The organism is Corallococcus sp. RDP092CA (assembly GCF_041903675.1).
Taxonomy (GTDB): Bacteria; Myxococcota; Myxococcia; order Myxococcales; family Myxococcaceae; genus Corallococcus.
This window is the reverse complement of the sequence record NZ_JAYESI010000024.1, coordinates 28,866-48,220: the sequence shown is the minus strand read 5'-3', so window position 1 is coordinate 48,220 and position 19,355 is coordinate 28,866. Positions and strand designations below refer to the sequence as shown.

20 protein-coding genes are annotated in these 19,355 nt (G+C 73.3%); 12 read left to right on the top strand and 8 right to left on the bottom strand.

The features are described 5' to 3' along the window. The first annotated feature begins 361 nt into the window (after positions 1-361). Positions 362-691 (top strand): helix-turn-helix domain-containing protein, encoded by a 330-nt coding sequence (locus U8525_RS24045; protein WP_374268638.1) that lies wholly within the window; start codon positions 362-364, stop codon positions 689-691. 83 nt (positions 692-774) lie between these two features. Then, positions 775-1,140: a response regulator gene (locus U8525_RS24040; RefSeq protein ID WP_374268637.1), complete on the top strand. Its 366-nt coding sequence runs from the start codon at positions 775-777 to the stop codon at positions 1,138-1,140. Positions 1,141-1,151: 11 nt separating this feature from the next. On the opposite strand, the gene U8525_RS24035 is transcribed toward U8525_RS24040, so the two are convergent. Beyond that, entirely contained in the window at positions 1,152-1,760 is a 609-nt protein-coding gene (locus U8525_RS24035; RefSeq protein ID WP_374268636.1) for a hypothetical protein, read from the bottom strand. Positions 1,761-1,862: 102 nt separating this feature from the next. Then, complete coding sequence (locus U8525_RS24030; RefSeq protein ID WP_374268635.1) at positions 1,863-3,353, bottom strand: ATP-binding protein; 1,491 nt, start codon at positions 3,351-3,353, stop codon at positions 1,863-1,865. Between the two features lie 280 nt (positions 3,354-3,633). On the opposite strand from U8525_RS24030, the gene U8525_RS24025 reads away from it, so the two are divergent. Continuing rightward, complete coding sequence (locus U8525_RS24025; protein WP_374268634.1) at positions 3,634-4,020, top strand: serine/threonine protein kinase; 387 nt, start codon at positions 3,634-3,636, stop codon at positions 4,018-4,020. Here U8525_RS24025 and U8525_RS24020 read toward each other — a convergent pair. The 5 genes from U8525_RS24020 to U8525_RS24000 all read right to left on the bottom strand — a co-directional run bounded on the left by U8525_RS24020 (position 4,017) and on the right by U8525_RS24000 (position 8,134). After that, positions 4,017-5,009 (bottom strand): glycosyltransferase, encoded by a 993-nt coding sequence (locus U8525_RS24020; protein WP_374268633.1) that lies wholly within the window; start codon positions 5,007-5,009, stop codon positions 4,017-4,019. The genes U8525_RS24025 and U8525_RS24020 overlap by 4 nt on opposite strands. 2 nt (positions 5,010-5,011) lie before the next feature. After that, the gene (locus U8525_RS24015) at positions 5,012-5,413 is read right to left on the bottom strand and encodes a hypothetical protein (RefSeq protein ID WP_374268632.1); all 402 of its coding nucleotides are present in this window, start codon (positions 5,411-5,413) and stop codon (positions 5,012-5,014) included. A gap of 12 nt (positions 5,414-5,425) precedes the next feature. Then, the gene (locus U8525_RS24010) at positions 5,426-6,100 is read right to left on the bottom strand and encodes a hypothetical protein (RefSeq protein ID WP_374268631.1); all 675 of its coding nucleotides are present in this window, start codon (positions 6,098-6,100) and stop codon (positions 5,426-5,428) included. Continuing rightward, positions 6,097-7,095, bottom strand: coding sequence for a hypothetical protein (locus tag U8525_RS24005; protein ID WP_374268630.1), 999 nt, complete (start codon positions 7,093-7,095; stop codon positions 6,097-6,099). The genes U8525_RS24010 and U8525_RS24005 overlap by 4 nt, the downstream gene beginning before the upstream one ends. A 76-nt stretch (positions 7,096-7,171) precedes the next feature. After that, positions 7,172-8,134 (bottom strand): hypothetical protein, encoded by a 963-nt coding sequence (locus U8525_RS24000; protein WP_374268629.1) that lies wholly within the window; start codon positions 8,132-8,134, stop codon positions 7,172-7,174. A gap of 395 nt (positions 8,135-8,529) precedes the next feature. Here U8525_RS24000 and U8525_RS23995 point away from each other — a divergent pair, with 395 nt between their 5' ends. The 4 genes from U8525_RS23995 (at position 8,530) to U8525_RS23980 (ending at position 12,876) form a co-directional block, all read left to right on the top strand. Continuing rightward, on the top strand, positions 8,530-9,576 hold the full coding sequence (locus tag U8525_RS23995; RefSeq protein ID WP_374268708.1) for a pirin family protein: 1,047 nt from the start codon (positions 8,530-8,532) through the stop codon (positions 9,574-9,576). Between the two features lie 216 nt (positions 9,577-9,792). Continuing rightward, positions 9,793-10,704 (top strand): DUF6310 domain-containing protein, encoded by a 912-nt coding sequence (locus U8525_RS23990; protein ID WP_374268628.1) that lies wholly within the window; start codon positions 9,793-9,795, stop codon positions 10,702-10,704. A 1-nt stretch (position 10,705) separates the two neighbouring features. Continuing rightward, positions 10,706-11,458, top strand: a complete 753-nt coding sequence (locus tag U8525_RS23985; protein WP_374268627.1) for a DUF5953 family protein — start codon at positions 10,706-10,708, stop codon at positions 11,456-11,458. A gap of 194 nt (positions 11,459-11,652) precedes the next feature. Beyond that, positions 11,653-12,876, top strand: a complete 1,224-nt coding sequence (locus tag U8525_RS23980; protein ID WP_374268626.1) for a glycosyltransferase family 4 protein — start codon at positions 11,653-11,655, stop codon at positions 12,874-12,876. On the opposite strand, the gene U8525_RS23975 is transcribed toward U8525_RS23980, so the two are convergent. Continuing rightward, positions 12,807-14,000, bottom strand: coding sequence for a glycosyltransferase (locus tag U8525_RS23975; protein WP_374268625.1), 1,194 nt, complete (start codon positions 13,998-14,000; stop codon positions 12,807-12,809). The two genes, U8525_RS23980 and U8525_RS23975, sit on opposite strands and share 70 nt — an antisense overlap. 394 nt (positions 14,001-14,394) lie before the next feature. Between U8525_RS23975 and U8525_RS23970 the strand changes: the two genes are divergently transcribed. From U8525_RS23970 to U8525_RS23950, 5 genes are all read left to right on the top strand, one after another. Next, positions 14,395-15,327, top strand: coding sequence for a hypothetical protein (locus U8525_RS23970; RefSeq protein WP_374268624.1), 933 nt, complete (start codon positions 14,395-14,397; stop codon positions 15,325-15,327). A gap of 24 nt (positions 15,328-15,351) precedes the next feature. Next, complete coding sequence (locus U8525_RS23965; RefSeq protein WP_374268623.1) at positions 15,352-16,374, top strand: Gfo/Idh/MocA family protein; 1,023 nt, start codon at positions 15,352-15,354, stop codon at positions 16,372-16,374. Continuing rightward, positions 16,365-17,198: a hypothetical protein gene (locus tag U8525_RS23960; protein WP_374268622.1), complete on the top strand. Its 834-nt coding sequence runs from the start codon at positions 16,365-16,367 to the stop codon at positions 17,196-17,198. Before U8525_RS23965 ends, U8525_RS23960 begins: the two co-directional genes overlap by 10 nt. Beyond that, a complete protein-coding gene (locus tag U8525_RS23955; RefSeq protein WP_374268621.1) occupies positions 17,195-18,670 on the top strand; it encodes a YcaO-like family protein in 1,476 nt (491 codons plus the stop codon). Before U8525_RS23960 ends, U8525_RS23955 begins: the two co-directional genes overlap by 4 nt. 134 nt (positions 18,671-18,804) lie before the next feature. Beyond that, complete coding sequence (locus U8525_RS23950) at positions 18,805-19,242, top strand: tetratricopeptide repeat protein (protein WP_374268620.1); 438 nt, start codon at positions 18,805-18,807, stop codon at positions 19,240-19,242. The last annotated feature ends 113 nt before the right edge of the window (positions 19,243-19,355 follow it).

Sequence of the window (19,355 nt, the reverse complement as noted above, 5' to 3'; positions counted from 1 at the left end):
GCTGAGGGGGTGTGCGGGACTCGCACCCGGGGAGCAGGGCCCCCGCCAGGACAGCGAGCAACCCCGCCCGCCAGCGCCGCCGCGAGACATCGGGAACCGTCATGTGGCCCGCGAGCGTAGACGAAAGCCCCGGGTCACGCATGTTCTGGACCCCACGCTCGGCCGCCTCGTAAGCCGCCCCGGCGTGGCCTCCTGGACACCGCTTCCGTCCTGCACCGCACGTCCCGGCCGGCCCTTCCCGGGGAAGAAGCGGTTTCCCGTCCCCCAGCGCCAACGCAGGGTCCGGCCGCGAACATGCTCCCTTCACATGGCGCAACGCGTCCCCAAATTATCCGCCGCAACCATGGGGAATCACAGGCTCATGACGTGGACGAAGCTCCACCGACGGTTTGGCGACCACCTGCGCCGCATGCGCAACAGCCGCGACCTCACGCAGGAAGCCCTCGCCGAACGCAGTGACCTGTCGGTGGATGCCATCCGCCGCATCGAGCGAGGCGCGTTCTCTCCTTCGCTCGACACGCTGGGCAAGCTGTCCATGGGCCTGGACGTGTCCCTCAAGACGCTCTTCCACTCGTTCGACCTGGAGCGCACGGACGGCGTGGCGGAGATCTGCGACTTCCTCGCGTGCCGCACCGGCTCCGAGCTGAAGCTCGCCTGGCGCGTGCTCCAGGCCATGTTCGACGAGCGCTGAAGGCGCGCGCACCGCGTTGCCGGTCGCACCCGGCAGATGTTCCCTGTCCCTCCGGACGCGCTTGCCCTATGCGTTCCGGCCGCATGAACCGCGTGACCCCCACCCTCCTCCTCGTCGTGGACGACAGCGACCTGCGCGACGCGCTCGTGGAGATCCTCCTCGCGGAGGGCCACGCCGTCGTCGCCACGGAGAACGGCGACGCGGCGCGCACCTGGCTGGACGCCCACCCGCCCCCGGCGCTGCTGCTCGTGGACCTGTGGACGCCGCGCAGGGACAGCTGGCGGCTGCTGGACGCCCTGCGCCGCGAGCCCCACCTGATGGACGTGCCCGTCGTGGCCATCAGCGCCAGCGAGGAGCGCCACCCCGCCATCCGCGAGGTGCTCGCCAAGCCGTTCGACCGCGAGGCCCTGCTCACCGGGGTGCGCCGGTTCCTGCCCCCGCTGCACTGAAGCGCCGGCCCTCAGCCGCCGGTCGTCTGTTGCCCCAGCGGCCCCGCCACCGCCGGGTCCAGCCGGAACGAGTCGAAGAAGCGGTCCGCGTCCTCGGGCGCGCGCCCCTCCGGGTGCAGGAGCAGCTGCTGGTACAGGCGCGGGCCCACCATGAAGAAGCGGCCCCGGAGCCGGCGCGGGCCGGACACCCCGCCCACCTCCTGGCCCGGGTAGCGGCCCTCCATCTGGAGCGGCTTCGCGGTGATGGCCGTCGCGCCCAGGGCCTCCAGCGCGCCCTGGCTGGCGCGGTCCACCACGTCGCGCGGGTTCACCTGCGCCACCGCCGCGAGCGGGAAGTCCGTATAGGAGACGTAGTAGGCGGTGTCGTCCTGCGTGCTCGCGGCGATGAACGTGTGCAGCGTCACCTCGCCCACGTCCGTGGGCTGCACGCGCCGCTCCTCGGTGACGGGGCCGGGGAAGGTCACGCTGAAGCCCCCCTCCCGCGACTGGACGACGGAGGACGGCGCCTCCCGCGCGGGGGCGGCGGGCGTGACGGGGGGCTCGGTCTGCGCGCGCCCCGCGCACCCTCCCAGCACCAGCAGGGCGGCCAGCGGCACGGCCCGGTAGGAACACTTCATCATCCAGACGGCTCCTGACATGGGGCCGCAAGGTACGCCCTGCCCCGCCCGAGCGCATCCCTGGCGTCACCGGAACCCCGCTTCAGGCAACGGTCGTCCCCGCCCTCAGTGCATCGCGCCGGAGCGCACCCGTGCGGGCTCCTCCTCGTCGGAGGAGGGCGCGGGCGGCTCCGGCGGGCCGGCGGACACCCGCGCCAGGAAGACGCGGAACACCGAGCCCCGGCCGGGCTGGCTCTCCACCTCGATGCGGCCGCCGTGCGCTTCGATGATCCGCCGCGACACCGACAGCCCCAGCCCCACGCCCGGCGCGCGCTGCTTCGCCTTGCCCGCGCGCTGGAACGGGATGAAGAGCCCCTCCAGCTCCTCCCGCGACATGCCGATGCCCTGGTCCGCCACGGCCAGCACCACGTGCTCGGCGTCCCCGCCCACGGACACCTCCACCCGGCTGCCCGCGGGGGAGTACTTGAGCGCGTTGCTCACCAGGTTGGTCAGCACCTGCTCCAGCCGGGCGGGGTCCGCGCGCACCAGCACCGCGGCGTCCGGCACCACCAGCTCCAGCATGTGCCCGGAGTCGCTGGACTGGTACAGCTCCACCACGGAGCGCGCCAGCTCGCGCGTGTCGCGCACCTCCAGCTGAAGCTCCAGCTTGCCGGCCTCGATGCGGGTCGCGTCCAGCAGGTCCCCCACCATCCGGTCCAGGCGCGCCACCTGCCGCCGCACCAGCGACAGCGTGCGCTGCATCCGCTCCGGCGTCACCTCCCCCCGGTTCGTCAGCGCCGTGGACAGCTTCAGCGCGGACAGGGGGTTGCGCAGGTCGTGCGCCACGCCGGCCAGGAACGCCAGCTGCTGCTCCTGCTGGTGGCCCAGGCTGTCCGCCATCTCGTTGAAGGTGTGGGCCATGTCGCGGATCTCCGACGGGCCCTCCTCGGGCGCGCGCAGGTGCCGCCCCCCCCGGCCGAAGCCGGCCATCGCGCTCCGCAGCGCCGTCAGCGGACGCAGCGCGAAGCGCCGCAGCCAGAAGACCACCAGCACCAGGGTCGCCAGCACCAGCAGGCCCAGCACCAGCCCCAGCACGTCGCCCATCTCGCTCCAGTGCGCCGCGCGCTGTCGGGCCTCCTGCGCCTGGTCCACGTTGATCTGGATGAGGCGCTCCAGCGACCGCAGCGCCGCGTCCAGCGAGGCCATCGCCGCCACGTCATGCTGGGCCGGAGACACCTCGGGCCCCAGCGGCGCGCGCTGCGCGGCCAGGTAGGCGTAGACCTGCTGCTGCGCCTCCGCCACCGTCTGGCGCTCCTCCTCGGTGGACGCCAGGCTGTGCATCTCCAGCAGCTGGCGGCGCAGGTCGGCCTCGAGCTGGAGCGGCGAGCGCCCGCGCGACGGGTCTGCCAGGGAGGTGCCCGGCGACGTCAGCAGCCGCGAGTGGACGAGCAGGTCCACCTCCAGCTCCTCCGCCTGCCGGACGCCTTCCACGGATTCACTCAGCGTGGAAGCCATGCGCTCCAGGGAGGTCGTCAGCACCGCGAGCAGGGTGGCGGACACCACGGTGAGGAGGACCAGCCCCCCCACCACGGTGGAAAAGAAGGCCCGCAGGCTCATGGCACCTCCCGGGCGAGCCCCCGGCCGGCGTCCTGCTTCGTCATGGTGGCGCATCCTCCCTCCGGGCCGCGCCAACCCAGGTGGTCGCCGCCCTCTTCCTGAGGAAAGCAACAAGCGTCCGATATCGTGGATTCGCACCCGGGATGCTGGCAGCCCGACCCCGACATGGCCCCCCAAAAGGAGCCGGCCTCCCGAGGCCCGGCCATGTTAGTCAGCACGGACACGCGGCCCGATGCGCACCCGGCGTCCGGGCGCTCGCCCTGCTTGAAGAGGTCACCCGATGGATCTGCTCGCCCCACCGGCCCGCACCCTGAACTTCGATGCCTTCTGGCGCTGGCTCCAGGAGCACACCAACTGCATCCTGCGCTGTGGCTCCCCCGACATGACGCTGTTCGACCATGACGACTTCCACTGGATGCTGATGGAGGAGGAGCGCCAGCACGTCCTCCAGCTCATCAAGGGCAAGTCCCTGGTGGGCGAGATGGTGATGGTGGGCCGTGAGATCTCCGAGGTCTCCATCTCCCCGGATCCGGACGCGGACCCGCAGGCGGGCCACTTCCTGGTGGAGCTGATGGGCGGCCCCAAGGAGGATCCGCAGGTGATGTACCACTTCATCATGGCCCACGGCATCGAGCCGGCCACCGGCCACCAGGGCTTCAAGCACTAGCGCGCGACGCGCTCGATGGCCTCCACCGCCGCGTGGACGCCGTTGACCCAGGCCGCGGGCCGAGCACGCGGCCCCGCCTGGAGCAGGGACGCGACCCTCGCCTCCAGCGCCGCCGCGTCCTCCACCCGCTCCGCCTCCGTCAGCCGCAGGGCTTGCCGGTCATAGAGCCGGGGCCACGCCCGGGCCACCAGCGGCGTCCCGGTGGCCCGGGCCTCCTGCACGGTGTTGTAGCCGCCAGCGCCCACCAGCACGTCCACGCCCCGCATCACCTCCAGCGCGGGCCAGACCGCCCGCCCGGAGCCCCGCGCCGTCGGGACGAGCCACCGCACCGCCGCCCGCCCCTCGAAGGCCGCGCGCAGCCGGGCCGCGCGCTCGCCCGCCTCCGCCACCTCCTCCGGGCGGCCGCAGCCCAGCACCGCGACGAGGGGCCGGGCGTCCCCGGCCTCCAACCCCAGCCGCCGCCGGGCCTCCTCGCGCGGCAGCAGCGCGTCCGCGTCCAGGAGCAGCCACGGCGCGGTCCGCGCCGCGCGCGGGTGGTGCGCGAAGGGCGCGTCCTCGCCGGGCACGACGAGCAGGTCGAACGCGTCCACGGCGCGGGCCACGTCGAAGCGCTCCACGTAGACGGGGTTCAGGTCGCGGTGCACCAGCACGCGCGGCGCGCGCACCGTGGGCAGCAGCGCCGCCAGCTCCCCCGCGAGCCCCCGGGGAAAGGTGTCCACCACCAGCACGTCCGGCGGGGCCTGCGCGAGCCACGCGCCCACCGCGGCCACGGTGGCGGCCTTGTCCGCCCCCGCGTCCACGCGGTGCACGGTGGCGCCGGGGCCCAGGAGCGGCTCCAGCGGCAGGCCGGGGGCGAACGGGCTGTTGGTGAGGACCTCCACCCGGTGGCCCCGGGCCACGGCCGCGCGGGCCAGGGCGGCGGCGCGCGTCAGGTGGCCCAGGCCTCCGCCGAGCGCGTAGAGGCGCCAATGCTGACGCCGCGCGGCCACGCTCAGCTCCCGCCCAGGTCCTCCTCGAAGGAGGCGTCGTCCTCGCGCCGCACGCTCTCGCCGTCGGCCTCGGTGAAGTCGTCGCGGTCGGGGCCCGAGGACGACGCGGGGCCGGAGCCGCGCCACGCGTCGCGGCCGTAGTAGCCGTAGTCCTCGTAGTAGTAGCTGGGGTCGTCCTCGTCGTCCTCGGAGCCGGACGCGTCGCGGTTCTCGTCGCCGTTGTCGGCGGCGCGCGCGCACGTCACGCAGACGACCTCCTCGCCGTCGAGCGCGCGCGCGTGCAGCGCGCAGATGGGCTTCTGGCAGCGCATGCACTGCGTGGACGCCCCGCGCTCACAGGGATGGGAGAAGAGGAAGCCGGAGGTCTCCAGGCACTGCTCTGCGGAAGCGAAGGAAGGGGACATGGCCTTGAAGGGTCAGGGCGCCGCGGCGCCCGCGGAGGACTGGAGGCGGAAGAGCAGGGCCGCGCGGAGGGGCAGGTCCAGCGAGCCGAAGCCGAGGCACGCGGCGGCCTCCGGTGACACCGGCTGCTTGGTGGCGAGCAGCGTCTTGCCGGACGGGTCGCGCAGGGACAGCTTGCCCTCGCGCACCTTCACGTGGACCTCCTCCGCGCCGGACGCGCCCTTCACGGACGCGCCGCCGCCGTCGTGGGTCACGGTGTAGAGCACCGCGCCCTGGGCATCCGTGAGCCTCCACCCGGCGCCCTCGCGCGCGAGCGTGTAGCGCGCGGCCGACTTCGCCGCGTCCTTCACCTGGAACACGTCCGGGCCGCCCGTGACGTAGGCCAGCACCGCGTCGTCCGGGCCGGACACCTTGAGCTCGCCGCCCTTCCACTTGTAGCGGGCGACCTCCTTGTCGTCGCCGTCCACCAGCTTGGCGCCGTCGTCCTTGGGCTTGAGCGAGAAGCGCTCGCGGTCATCGCCGTCCTTGAACTTGAGCTTGGCGCCCGCCTCGCGCGGCTCGGCGGCGGGAGCGGCGGTGGCGGCGCGGGCCTGGGTGGGCGGGGCGCCAGAGGAGGGGGCACCGCCCTGCGAGCAGCCCGAGCCCCCGAGCACTCCCAGGCCCACCAGGAACAGGACATGAAGCTTCACGGCATGGACCTCATCTTCCCGGGCTGCCCCTGGGAGCTGGAGTGGTTGAGCACCTGATAGAGGCTCAAGAGCATCATCGTCGCGGTGCGCGATGCATCTGTTTTCGACAGGTCCCGGGGCCAGGGCCGGCCCTGGGGCGCCCCGGACGGCTCCGGGGCCCTGGAGACCTGGGCCACCCAGTCCTCGTCCAGTTGGACGCGCAGCTCCAGCCGGTCCTCGGCCACGCGCAGCCGCTTCAGCGTGGCGCCGGTGGGCAGCCGCACGGCGCCCCGCGCGCGCTCCTCCAGGACCGCGAGCCCCGGGTAGCGCTCCGGCTCCACGCGCAGCGCCACCTCCAGGAGGCTGAGCGCGTCATGCCGGACCTTGTGCTTCATCCGGCCGCGCGCGTTGCGCCTCGCGCGATGGAGCTTCCGCACCTGCTCCAGCAGGGTCAGCCGCAGCCGCGTGCCGTCCGCGAACCGGCCCTGCAATGACAACCAGGGGTCGACGAAGTCCTGGCAGGTCCACTCCCCACGGTCCCCCAGGTGGACGCGCTTGCGCATCTCCAGGGTGGGCGTCAGGTCCAACGTCACCTCCACGGGCGCGTCCTCCAGCAGGTCCACCTGGAAGCGCCGCAGCAGCGTGGCCAGCAGCAGGCGGCGCTGCTCCATCTGGGGCTCCACCGGGAAGCGCGTCCACTTGAAGCCCCCCGGCACGTCCGCCTGGGACACGATGAGCGTGACCAGGCCTCCGAGGATCATCCCCGCGCACAGGAGGGTCAGCCAGGTGGGGAACTCCTCCTGCGCAGCCAGGGGCGGGCCCACGAGGGCGAAGGCCACGAGGCCGAGCACGGCGGCGACGATGAGCCCCATCCCGACCCACACGCCCCCGCGCGCCGGGCCCCGCGGGCGTTCGGGCCGCGCGGCCAGCCTCCGCAGGTCCTCCAGCACCTCCGACGCGGGCGCGCGCGCCTGGTAGACCTGGGTCTTCTGGAATGCCTTGAGGTCGAGCGCCACGGGAGGAGAGCCTCGTTCAGGGGGGGCCATTCCGCGGCGCACCGCGGACGAGCGTAGGAAGGCGCCCGCGGGCAGGTCAAACCGGCTGCTGTCGGCCCCGCGCCGGGGCCCTCCGGTGCGTGCCCCCCAGCACCTGGTAGAGGCTCAGGAGCATCATCGTCACGACGCGGGACGCGTCACTGGGTTGGAGGACGATGAGCTCCCTGGCGGAGGTGGGCTTCGGCCTGCGGACCACCCAGTCCCGCCCGTCCAGCCCCAGCACGGCGCGCATCGACACGCGATCCGCTGCCACGTCCAGCCGCGAGAGCGCGACCTCCGGGGGCAGCCGCACGGCGCGCTTCGCGCTCGCGGCCTGATCCTTCAGCCCGGGGAAGCGCTCCGGCTTCACGCGCAGCCCCACCTGGAGCAGCGTCTTGCCCTTGCGCTTGGTCTTGAGCTTCACCTTGCCGCTGCTGCCCCGACCGTAGCGCTTGCGCTTCTGGAGGTGCTCCACGGCGGACACGTGCAGGTGCGTGCCGTCCACGAACCGGCCCTGCAGGGACAGCCACGCGTCGGCGAAGTCCTCGCTGTCCCACCGGCCCCGCTTGCGCTTGCCCTCGCACTTGTACGTCTCATCCACCGGCGCCAGGTCCAGCTTCACGTCCACCGGCGCGTTCGCGTCCAGGTCCACCTGGAAGCGCTGGAGCAGCGTGGACACCAGGTCGTAGCGCCGGTTGTCCAGGTCCGTGCGGCGCGCCTGCGCCCGGAGGATGAAGAGCACGATGGCCGCGAAGAAGCTGACCACGCCCAGGACCAGCGGCATGCCCGCCAGCGCGTCCTGCCGGGCGACCGGGAGCTGCCCCACCACGAGGGACAGCAGCGCGCAGCCGCCGACGCTGAAGGCCATCAGGCCCCAGGCGGCCATCAGCAGCCCGCGCCGCTTCCCCTCCGCCTGCGCGTCCAGCGCCTCCAGCGCCTTCAGGTCCGCGAGCACCTCCGCCACCGGCGCGCGGGCTTCATAGACATACGTCTTCTTGAATTCGGAGGTGTCGAGCGCCACGGTGGAGGACCTTGTTCAACGGAGACGGGCAGGTGAGGGTACGGAGCCGGACCGGACAGGTCAAACCGACAGGGGGCCTCGTGGAGGCGACCGACGTCGACCGCCGAGGCGGTGGACGCCCCGCGACGCGCACCGGGCGGCTCCGCGCGCGAGCGCAGGGGCCCGCGAGGACGGCGGTCCAGCGGTTCCCCAGGCGTCAGCCACCGGGCGTGCAGGCAGGCCGGGCGCCGGAAAGGCGGGGGCGTTAGGTAGGATGGACGGCCCCAACGGCATGGAGCGCGAGGTGGACCGTGGATGAAGTGAGCCGGAGGGCGGCGCTGAAGCTCATCGCGGCGGCGGGGGTCACCACCGTCGCGGGGTGTTCACGCGGCTCGGGAAAGGCGGAGGAGCAGAAGATGGGTCAGCAGCAGACGCAGCAACCGGAGGCCGTGGTTCGGGTGGATCCGCTCGGACCGTCCCCCACCCCGTGGCGCACGCCGGACCCGTTCCTCTTCTGCGTGCACCATGACGACCGCTACCCGAAGGGCAACGCGCGCATGGGGCCGGAGGCGTCGCTCGCGGGCCGGGACATCGGCCAGGACTTCGCGGGGCGGGACGGCTGGAACATGTACCACGGCACCGTGGTGCCGGGCTTCCCGCAGCACCCGCACCGGGGCTTCGAGACGGTGACCATCGTGCGCAACGGGCTGCTGGACCACTCGGACTCGCTGGGCGCGGCGGCGCGCTTCGGCGGGGGCGACGTGCAGTGGCTCACCGCGGGCGGTGGCATCAACCACTCGGAGATGTTCCCGCTGCTCAAGCAGGACCAGGGCAACCACATCGAGCTGTTCCAAATCTGGTTGAACCTGCCGCGCGCCAACAAGATGGTGCCCGCGCACTTCTCCATGTTGTGGGACCACGTCATCCCGCGCCACGTGGCGAAGGACGACGCGGGCCGCGCCACGACCCTCACCGTGGTGGCGGGCAACCTGGGGGACGTGAAGGCGCCACCGCCGCCGCCCAAGTCCTGGGCCGCGAACCCGGACGCGGACGTGGCCATCTGGACGCTGAAGATGGAGCCGGGCGCGCGCTGGACGCTGCCGGCGGCGAAGCGCGGCACGAACCGGGTGCTCTACTTCTTCCTGGGCTCGGGCCTGAGCGTGGGGGGGCGCGCGGTGCCCGCGAGGAGCGCCGTCGAGCTGCGCGCGGACGTGGACGTGGTGCTGGAGAACGGCCCGGAGACGGCGGAGCTGCTGCTGCTCCAGGGCAAGCCCATTGGCGAGCCGGTCGTGCAGTACGGCCCGTTCGTGATGAACTCGCGGCAGGAGATCCAGCAGGCCTTCGCGGACTACCAGCGCACGGGCTTCGGCGGCTGGCCCTGGCCCAGCCACGACCCGGTGCACGCGCGCGAGGAGGGCCGCTTCGCGCGGCACGCGGACGGCAAGGTGGAGCGGCCGGCCTGAGCATGGCGCCAGCGAGGCGGGGATGGGCAGCGGCACGCCCACCATCCGCGCCGGAGGCTGCGCTGGAGCAGCGCCACCAAGGTCTTCGCGCCTTCGAAGGCCCTGGAGTCGCCCATGTACTTCCGCACCTGGCCGTCCGCCTTGAGGGCCTCCTTCTCCGGGAACCCGTCCAGCAGGGGCTCGGGTGCATGCGCGCCATGCTATGGCAGCCACGCCATGCGTTTCCGCACCTGCGTCGCGCTGCTGCTCCTCGTCGTCACGGCCTGCGCGACGACGGAGGCGCCCGTGTCCCAGAGCCACAGGCGCTCCAACCTCCAGCGCGCGGCGACGCTGCCCTGGAGGGACGAAGGACGGTGCGTGGTGCGGGAGGCGTCCCGGCCCTGGTCCGAAGTGGTAGAGCAGTGCTTTCCGGCGCTGGACACGCGGCGGGTCCGCTTCCGGGACGTCGCGCACCGGTGCCCCGTGGCCACGGCGGACGCGGCCAGCCTGGAGATGGTGGTCGGCGTCTGCCTGCTGACGCAGCCAGAGCTCGCGGTGGGGGCCGTGGTCGTCATTGGCGCAGTGGTGGTGGCGATCGCCATCAAAGAAGAGCTGGAAGCGTATGAGCTGCGGCATGCGTATCCGGATGAAGATGCGCCCCGGACGCGGCCTCTCAGGCGCCCCCTCATGGCGGAGCACAGCCCGGAGCCCGAGGGGAGTAGCTCCGGACGAGACTGGTTTCCTCCGCCAGGGCCTCCCAGCGCAATGGAGCCGAGAGAGCGGCGCCCGGAGTGCCGACCTCAGCCAGTGCCCCACCTGGGCGGCGATGCCCTGCACAACCAGTGCGCGGACCGGGTGCCGTCGAACGATTTCGCCGGGTCGGACGTGCTCATCAACGGCAAGCGCTTCGACGCGATGCAGCTCCATGCGGGTGTGCTGTGGGAGATCAAGACCGATAACTTCAACACGTTCACTCCTGCCCTCCGGAGAATCGTGATTGGAAAGCAGACGGACGCGCTGCGACGTGAACGCGAGATCGCGGAGGCTTGTGGCTACAAGTTCGTGGTCGGAGTCCGAAGCGCCGAGCACAGAGCCGCATTGCTCCCGCAGCTTCCGGGCCTCACCATCGTCGCCATGGACTGGTGCTGAGATGACGACTCCCTCCCTTCTGCTCATCGCCCATGCACCCGCGCTCGTTCCGGATGACGAACGACCAGCCCTGGCTGCTCGCGCCATGGAACAGGTGTTCCCGGCCCTGAACCTGTCATGGACGATCTCCGACGAGGGGCAGTTCATCCCGTTGCCGGAGCGCGATACCTGGATTGCCCAGGAGCTGCGGACAGGTGGAATCCATCTCGTGTGCAACGGAGACGAAGCATTCCTCGTGTCGCTGAGTGGCCAGGAAAGCTCTGCGGCTCTTTCCGCGGGTCGGCGAGCCCAGTACGAGGTTCACGCGGAATGGCCCTCGACTCCCTCCTCCCTTCCTCCGTCCGGGCCCGTGCTGTCAGCGGTGGCGGAAGTCACACGGGCCTTCTGGGGGCATGTGACCCCGCACGCCGCGGCGGTGGACATCGCGTTGCAGACAAGCCCGACGTTGGAAGGGCCACCCAGCCCCCCCAGAGGCCTGCCCCCGCTCAAGCTCCCCAGGGAACTCCGAGCGCCGGAGGTGCCGCATCACCTGGGCTGGATCAACTACTGGTCCGCCGCCGCCACGCGGCTCCTCGGGTTCCCGGACCCTTCTCGCGACGCGGAGCTGCTGACCCGTTCGCGCCGCACCCCGAGCGGTGGCTGGCTCGTCCAGCTCACCGACACGCCGCTGGACCTGGAAGACCCTGCCCACCTCGACGCCCTGCTGCGCGCCTACGCGCGCTTCGCGGAGATTGGCGGGCGCGACGCGCCTTGAGTAACTCAGGGCTCCTTCCGCTGGGCCGGACACCTTCCACGTGAGCGGCGAAGCCTTGGGGAGCGGGCGCGGCCGCGAGCAGCGCCACCATCACCCCGGGACTCAGGAGCATGCGCGGCATCCGGCCTGAGCTCCGGACCGCCGAGCGGTGGGCCCCGTTTGCCGCCAGCCCCGCGTCGCGGTAGCACCGGGCCGTGGGCTCCTCCGGCATCGTCTACGCGTCCTTCGATCGCTTCCCCGCGCCCAAGGGCGCCGCCGTGCACATCCGCGCCTTCGTGGAGGCCCTGGGCGCCGCGTTCGGCCCGGTGGACCTCGTGGCCATTGGCGACGCTCCGGACGCGCCCCCGCCGGCCCTGAGCCCCCACGTCACCTACCACCCGCTGGGCGCCCGCGGGAAAGACCTCATCGCCCAGGCGCTGACGTTCCGCTCGCACCTGGGCGCGTGGTGGCGGGGCCGGCCGCGCGCGAGGGCCGTCCACGTCCGCTCCATCTTCGAGGGCTACCCCATCGCCCGACGCAAGGCCGCCCTCACCGACGCGCTCGTCTACGAGGTCAACGGCCTGCCCTCCATCGAGCTCAAGTACCACCACCCCGACGTCGCCGATGACGCGGAGCTGATGCGCAAGCTGCTCGCCCAGGAGGAGGCCTGCCTCCAGGCCGCGGACCTGCTCGTCACGCCCAGCGCCGTCACCGCGGAGCACCTGGTGTCGCGCGGCGCGGAGCCGTCGCGCCTGCGCGTCATCCCCAACGGCGTGGACCTGGACGTGTTCCGCCACGCCCCGCCGCGCGCACCCGAGGCCGGCCGCCCCCTGCGCCTGCTCTACAGCGGCACCATGACCGCGTGGCAGGGCGTGCACCACGCCATCGAGGCCTGCCGCCTCCTGCGCCGCGACCTGGACGTGTCCCTCACCCTCGTGGGCCCGCTGCGCAAGCACGCGCGCCGCGCGCTCCTGGATCGCTGCGGCGACCTCGTGCTCCAGGGCGCGGTCCAGCTCCTCGAACCCCTGCCCCAGGAGGAGCTCGCCCGGCTGCACCACGCCTGCGACCTCGTGCTCGTGCCGCTGCCCGTGAACGACCGCAACTGCGTGCAGGGCTGCTGCCCCCTGAAGCTCCTGGAGGCCATGGCCACCGGGACGCCCGTCGTCGTCAGCGACCTGCCCGTGACCCGCGCGCTCGCGGAGGGCACCGAGGCCTACCGGATCCGCCCCGGCTCACCCAAGGCCATCGCCGAAGCCGTGAAGGACCTCGTCGCGAACCCCGCGCTCGGCGCCGCGCTGAGCGCCAACGCCCGCGCCCGCGTGGAGCGCGACTTCCCCTGGGGCCGCGCGCAGGAGGCCCTGGTGAACGCCTACGCGGACGACCTGGGCATCGCGCGCGTCAGCACCCGCGACAGCACCGCGGCCTCCGCGTCCGCCTGAAAGCCCGCCTCGATGCGCGCGCGCGCCGCCGCGCCCAGCGCCGCGCGCCTCGCCTCCGGCAGCCCCAGCACGTCCAGGCACGCCTGCCCCAGGTGGTTGAGCAGCGCCTTCTCCACGATGAAGCCATTCACCCCGGACTCCACCGCCTCCGGGATGCCGCCCGCATCGCTGGCGATGACCGGGAGCGCGCACGCCATCGCCTCCAGCAGCGCGTTGGGCATCCCCTCCCACAGCGACGGTTGCAGATACACCTCACACAGCCGCAGGTGCTCCGCGATGAGCGCCGGGGACTCCAGCGCGCCGGAGACGATGATGCGCGCCGCGTCCTCCGGATGCTCCGCGCGGTAGGCCACCAGGTGCTCCGCGTCCCGGGCCCGCACCTCGCCAATCACCAGCAGGCACGCGGGCCGCACGCGCCGCACCTCCGTGAGCGCGGACAGGAGGAACGGCAGCCCCTTCTTGTGGCGCAGCTCCCCGGAGAAGCCGAGCACCGCCTCGCCCGGCAGGATGCCCAGCCGCTCGCGCAGGGCGCCGTCCGCCGGCCCGGGTGAGAACAGCGCCGTGTCCACCGCGTTGGGGATGACCTCCACGCCCGGATCCCGGCCCAGCAGCATCGCCATCTTCCGGCCCAGGTCCGCGGAGGCCGCGGTGAGCACATCCGCCCGCTGCAACGTCCAGAGCAGGCGGGCGAAGTCCCCCGGCGGGAACATCAGCTGATCCACGTCGTTGCCCCGCGCGCTGAGGATGGACCTGAGCCCCGCGCTCTGCGCGAACACCACCGCGAGGAAGCCCGGCGGGTACAGGTAGTGCCCCCACACCAGGTCGTATCGCCTCCGCGAATGCAGGTGGCCGAGCACATCGAGCGTGTGCTGCATGGACAGGTCCGCGCTGCCGAACAGCCCCAGCCGGTGCAGCGTGACGCCCTTCGCGAAGGGCGACACATCCCCCGCGTCCGGCACCGTCTCCAGCGCCCCCGGCTGCGCCGTGCGCGTCCAGGCCACCACGTCCACGCGCGCGCCCAGCCGCACGAGCGCGCCCGCCGTGCGCGCGCCGCTTCGCGCGAGCCCCCCGATGTCAGGAGGAAAGCGCTCGGCGAGGAGGAGGACGCGGGGACCGGAAGCCATGCCCTGAATCTACCCGGCCGAGCACACCGGCAGGCGGGGAACCGCGCGGCGCCGCCCAGGAACACCGGCCACCGCCAACCGACAGTCCGCACGGCCCAGGGTCTGAGTTGAAAGCCCTCGGGCAGGTGCCGACTTTCCAGGAGCTTTCGCAGCGAGTGGGCGCCCGATGCGCCTCCAGTCCCGGGCTCCCGTCACCCCGGGGCGCCGCGAAGTGTCGTCGAGAGGGCACGGGCCTCAACGGTGGAGAGGGCTTCATCCATGGCGGGCAACGAGCGGTTGGGAGTGGCGAGGGTGGGCTTGGGCGGCGCGGTGGCGACCACGGCGGGGGCGGGGATGAAGCTCACGCGCCGCGGACGGGTGGAGCGCCTCCCGGAACGCAGCAGGAGCTGAAACCATGAACGCACCCGCGCATGCCGCGGCGACCCCCGGCCGGCTGGCGGAGCTCCGTCCGCTCCTGTCGGAGCTGGTGGACCTCAAACGCATCCACACCCCGGACCACCCGGACGGCCTCGCGGCGCACGGCTTCCGCCGCGCGTGGGCCGCGCTGGCCTCCGGCATGGATCCCCGCATCGTGGCGTTGCAGGAGACGGCGCGCGCGGTGGCGGCGGTGCGGCTGGGCGGCCTGGACATGGACGTCCTCCAGCGAGCGGGGCTGTCTCCGCTGGACGCGGCGCGAGCGCTGCACCGGAGCCTGGAGGCGGTGGCCGCGCCGCTGGAACCGCGCCTGCGGGAGCGGCTGTCCGTGGCGCTCTACCAGACACCCGAGGAGGCCTGTCACGTGCCGCCACCCTTGTTCGTGGAGCGGCTGGTGCGCCAGCCCCACGCCGGGGCCACGCTCCCGGGCCGGCCGCGCGACCTCCTCCCGCCGCGGGAGGGCCACGCGGACCACTGCTACGCGGTGGCGGTGGGCGCGGTGCTCGTCGCGCCGCGCTTCGGCGCGTCTCCGGCCCTGCCCTTCGTGGCGGGGCTCTCGCACCACCTCTTCAACGCGGTGCTGCCGGACGCGGGCCCCGGAGGGGAGGCGCTGCTGGGCGAGCTGCTGGAGCCCGTCAGGAGGCGCCTCACGGAGAAGGCCCTGGCCGCGCTGCCGGAGCGGCTGGCGGGCGTCGTGCGGCAGGCGCTGGCGCTCACCGGCAACGTGGACTCGGCGGAGGCGCGCGCCTTCAACGCCGCGGACGCGCTGGACCGGGCGCTGGAGCTGGAGGCCCACGCCCGCGCGGCGGGCCGCCCCCTGCCCCAGCCCCTGGAGGACCTGGCGCTCCTCCCCGCCGGGCCGCTCCAGACCTTCGGCGACGACGTCCTGCGCGAAGCCGCGGTGCGGCCCTGAACCTTCCTGGGAGAGGTGGTGACCATGTTCGAGGCGAAGTCGAAGGCCCGGAGCCTGGGCTGGGCGGTGGTGGGCTGTGGCCAGGTGGTGAGGGACTTCGTCATCCCCGCGCTCCAGGGCGCGAGCAACGCGCGGCTGGTGGCGTTGTGCGACGCGAGCGCGGAGGCGCTGATGCGCGCCCCCGCGAACGGCGTGAGCCGCTACACCGCGCTGGGGTCGGCGCTGGCGGACAAGGACGTGCAGGCCGTCTACATCGCCACGCCCAACGCCCTGCACGCGGCGATGACGGAGGCCTGCGCGGCGGCGGGCAAGCACGTGCTGTGTGAGACGCCCATGGCCCTCACGCCGCGCGACGGCCTGCGCATGGTGGCCGCGTGTCAGCGAGCGGGCGTGCACTACGCCACCGCGTTCGACCAGCGCCACCACGTGGCATACCGCCGGCTGCGCACGCTGGTGAAGGAGGGCGCGCTGGGCACCATCACCCAGGCGCGCATCCACTCCGCCTGCTGGCTGCCCGAGGACCCGGCGCCGGACGACTGGCGCCTCGACCCGGAGCAGGCCGGCGGCGGCGCGATGTTCAACCTGGCGCCGCACGGCCTGGACCTGCTGGAGGTGGTGCTGGGCGACGAGTGGGCGTCGCTCATGGCCCTGACGCAGCGGCGCGTGCACGGCTACTCCGTGGACGACGGCGCGGTGCTGGTGGGCCAGCTCAAGAGCGGCGCGCTGGGCGTGTTGCAGGTGGCCTACAACTGCCCGGACACCTACCCCCGGCGCACGCTGGAGATCATCGGCACGAAGGCGCGCGCGCTGGCGTCCAGGACGCCCGGCGTCCCCCTGTTCCTCACCGACGCGAGGACGGGCCAGGAGACGCGGATCATCCTCCCGCCAGAGGAGGACAGCAGCCCCTGCCTCCACCAGTTGGAGGCCTTCTCCGCGTGCGTGCTGGAGGGCCGTCCGCAGCCCTACGCGCCGGAGCGCGACGTGCGGCTCATGGGGCTGCTGACGCAGGCGACGCGGGGCGGGAGGGCGTTTCCGCCATGCCACTGACCCGCTACGCCTGCACCCACTGCGGCACGTGGCAGCCGGGCTTCCCGCGTGGGCAGCCCATGAGCTGCCCCACCTGCCTGGACGCGCGCAACGCGCTGCCGCGCGACGGCTGGGACTTCCAGACGGCGGGACAGGTGTCGGAGCGGCTCAGCACGCGCTGGGAGGAGACGCTGCCCGGCATCTGGGGCTTCACCTGCACGCCGCCCTTCGGCATGGGCTCCACGGGGTGGCTCCTGCGCAGGCCCGAAGGCAACGTGGGCTTCGAGGGCGCGCCCTGGTACTCGCGGTCCGCGCTGGAGTTCATCGAGGTGCAGGGCGGCCTCCCCGTGCTGTCCGCGTCGCACCCGCACGGCTTCGGGGCGCTGTGGCAGCTGCAGGAGCACTTCGACCCGCTGCTCGTGCTGCACCGGGACGCGGTGCCCTACAGCAAGGCCTTCCAGGTGCGCTGGCCGGTGGATGACGAGCACGCGCTGGCGCCGGACCTGACGCTGCACTGCGTGGGGGGCCACTACGAGGGCCAGACGGTGCTGTACGACGCGCGGACCCGCTCGCTGTTCTGCGGGGACGCGCTGAAGGTGGACCTGGACGCGCGGGGCAGGCCCACGGCGCTGTCGTGCCACAAGGGCCTCCACGCCGCGATCCCGCTGAGCCACGGCGAGCTGCGCCGCTACCGCGCGGTGCTCAAGCGGCTCCCGTTCGAGAACGTCTTCACCTCGTTCGAGTTCGCGCGCGGTGTCACCCGCGAGCACGCGCTGGCGCTGTTCGACCGGCTGCTCGCGGGCATGCCGCACACCCGCCCCCTTCCCCTGGAGGAGCTGTCATGAGCATTGCCCGAGCCCTGGATGCCTATCACCGCGCCATGACCACCGGCGCCCTGCAGCTGTTCCGCATCGACGCCATCGACCGGCTGGGGATCCCGGTGGCCTCCGCCAGCCTGCGCCTGGGGAACGAGCCGGGCGCGGTGCTGCACGGCAGCGGCTACGGCCGCACGGACGAGGAGGCGCGGGTGGGGGCGCTGGGCGGGCTGGTGGAGGGGACCTTCTGCGCGCTCGCCATGCATCGCATGCCCCGCGTTCACGGCAGCTACGCGGCGCTGGTGCGCGCGCGAGGCCCCACGGCGGTGGCGGATCCGCTCACGCTGGGGCTGCCCGCGGGCAGCCCGTATCAGCCGGACCTGCCGCTCGTCTGGGTGGAGATGCAGCGGCTGTCCACGGGCGAGCGGGTGCTGGTGCCGGAGGAGTACGTCGCCATCCATCCCGGGCAGCTCCAGGGGCGCGCGCCGCTCATCGCGCCCATCACCCACGGCCTGGGCGCGGGGCTGACGCGGCCCCAGGCGCTGGCGCACGGCCTGCTGGAGCTCATCCAGCGCGACGGCAACGGGCTGATGTCCCACGCCATGGACCAGGGCGTGGCGCTGGACCTGGAGGGTGTGGACCTGCCGCCGGACGTGCGCGAGCTGCTGGAGCGCTACCAGCGCGCGGGCGTGGAGGTGCTGGTGAAGCTGGCCAGCACGGACTTCGGCCTGGTGAACCTGTACGTGGTGGGCCGGGACCCGGGCGCGGGGCAGCGGCCGCTGATGGTGACGGCCTGCGGAGAGGCGGCCGACCCGGACCGGGACCGGGCGCTGCGCAAGGCGCTGCTGGAGTACGCCTGCTCGCGAGCGCGCAAGGTGTTCATGCACGGGCCGCTGAGCGAGGTGGCCCGGGTCGCGCCCCAGGAGTACATGGACCGCTTCGTGCCGCTGGTGGACCTGGAGGCGGAGGAGCCGCGCGCGCTGAACGCGATGGTGGAGTGGGCGCGGTTGCCGGCCTCCGAGCTGCGCGAGCTGACGGCGTGCACGCTGGGGGTCCGTCAGAAGGTGCGCTTCGAGGACCTGTCCCGAGCGCCCGCGCTGGAGGACCCGTCGCTGCGGTGCGACCACGTGGTGCGGCAGCTGCACGCGGCGGGCTTCGACATCCTGGTCGCGGACCTGTCGCCGCCGGGGCGGCAGGTGCACGTGCTGAAGGCGCTGGTGCCGGGCCTGGAGGCGGAGACGATGACGCACAGCCGCCTGGGCGAGCGCAACGTGGCGAGGCTCCTGGAGCGGAGGGATCCGCTGGTGGGCCTGGGAGCGCCGCCGCCAGGAGCGCGGCCGGTGCGGCTGACGCCGGAGGCCGAGCTGCGGCTGGGAGGACCGGTCTGGTTCAACGCGCGGCTGGCGGAGGCGCGCGTGGGGCGGCTGTATGCGCTTTATCGGGAGCCGGGCCGGCACGCGGTGCCAGCGGCGCTCGCGAGCCGCCGCTTCGGGGGACAGTGACCCACGACACGGGGCGCAGCGGGCCGGCGGCGCCGGGCATCAGCCAGCCCGGCCCCGCGGGTTCGTGCGCGAGGGCTGTCTCCCACTACACTGCTCCGAGGGCCGCGAGTGTCTCCCCCGGCCTCGGAGCAGCGATGACGTCGATCTCGGATGAAACCCACCAGCGCATCACGGACCTCTGCGCCCGGGGAGACTCCGCCGCGGGCGATGGCGACTTCGAGCAGGCCCTGAACCACTTCAAGGCCGCCCTCGCCCTGCTCCCCGAGCCGACCCACGACCACCCGCAGAACACCTGGGTGCGCGCCGCCATCGGCGACATGTACTTCCAGCTCGAACGCTTCGAGGAGTGCCGCGAGCACTTCCGCGAGGCCGTCCGCTCGCCGGGCGGGCTCGGCAATCCCTTCATCCACCTGCGGCTCGGCCAGTGCGCCTTCGAGCTGGGAGACGAGGCCCGCGCGGCCGACGAGCTGGCCCGCGCGTACATGGGAGGAGACGAGGAGATCTTCGAAGGCGACGACGCGAAGTACCTGGAGTTCATCCAGTCGCGTCTGCGGCCCCCCGAGGACGCCTGAGCATGCGTGCGGCACCAGCGGCCAGCGGAGGGCCGCCAGCGGCTCGGAGGCCTCCTCCGGGCGTGACGCCGGCCCCTCCGGCGCGGCGGCGGCGTCGCGCCCGGGTGGCCGGC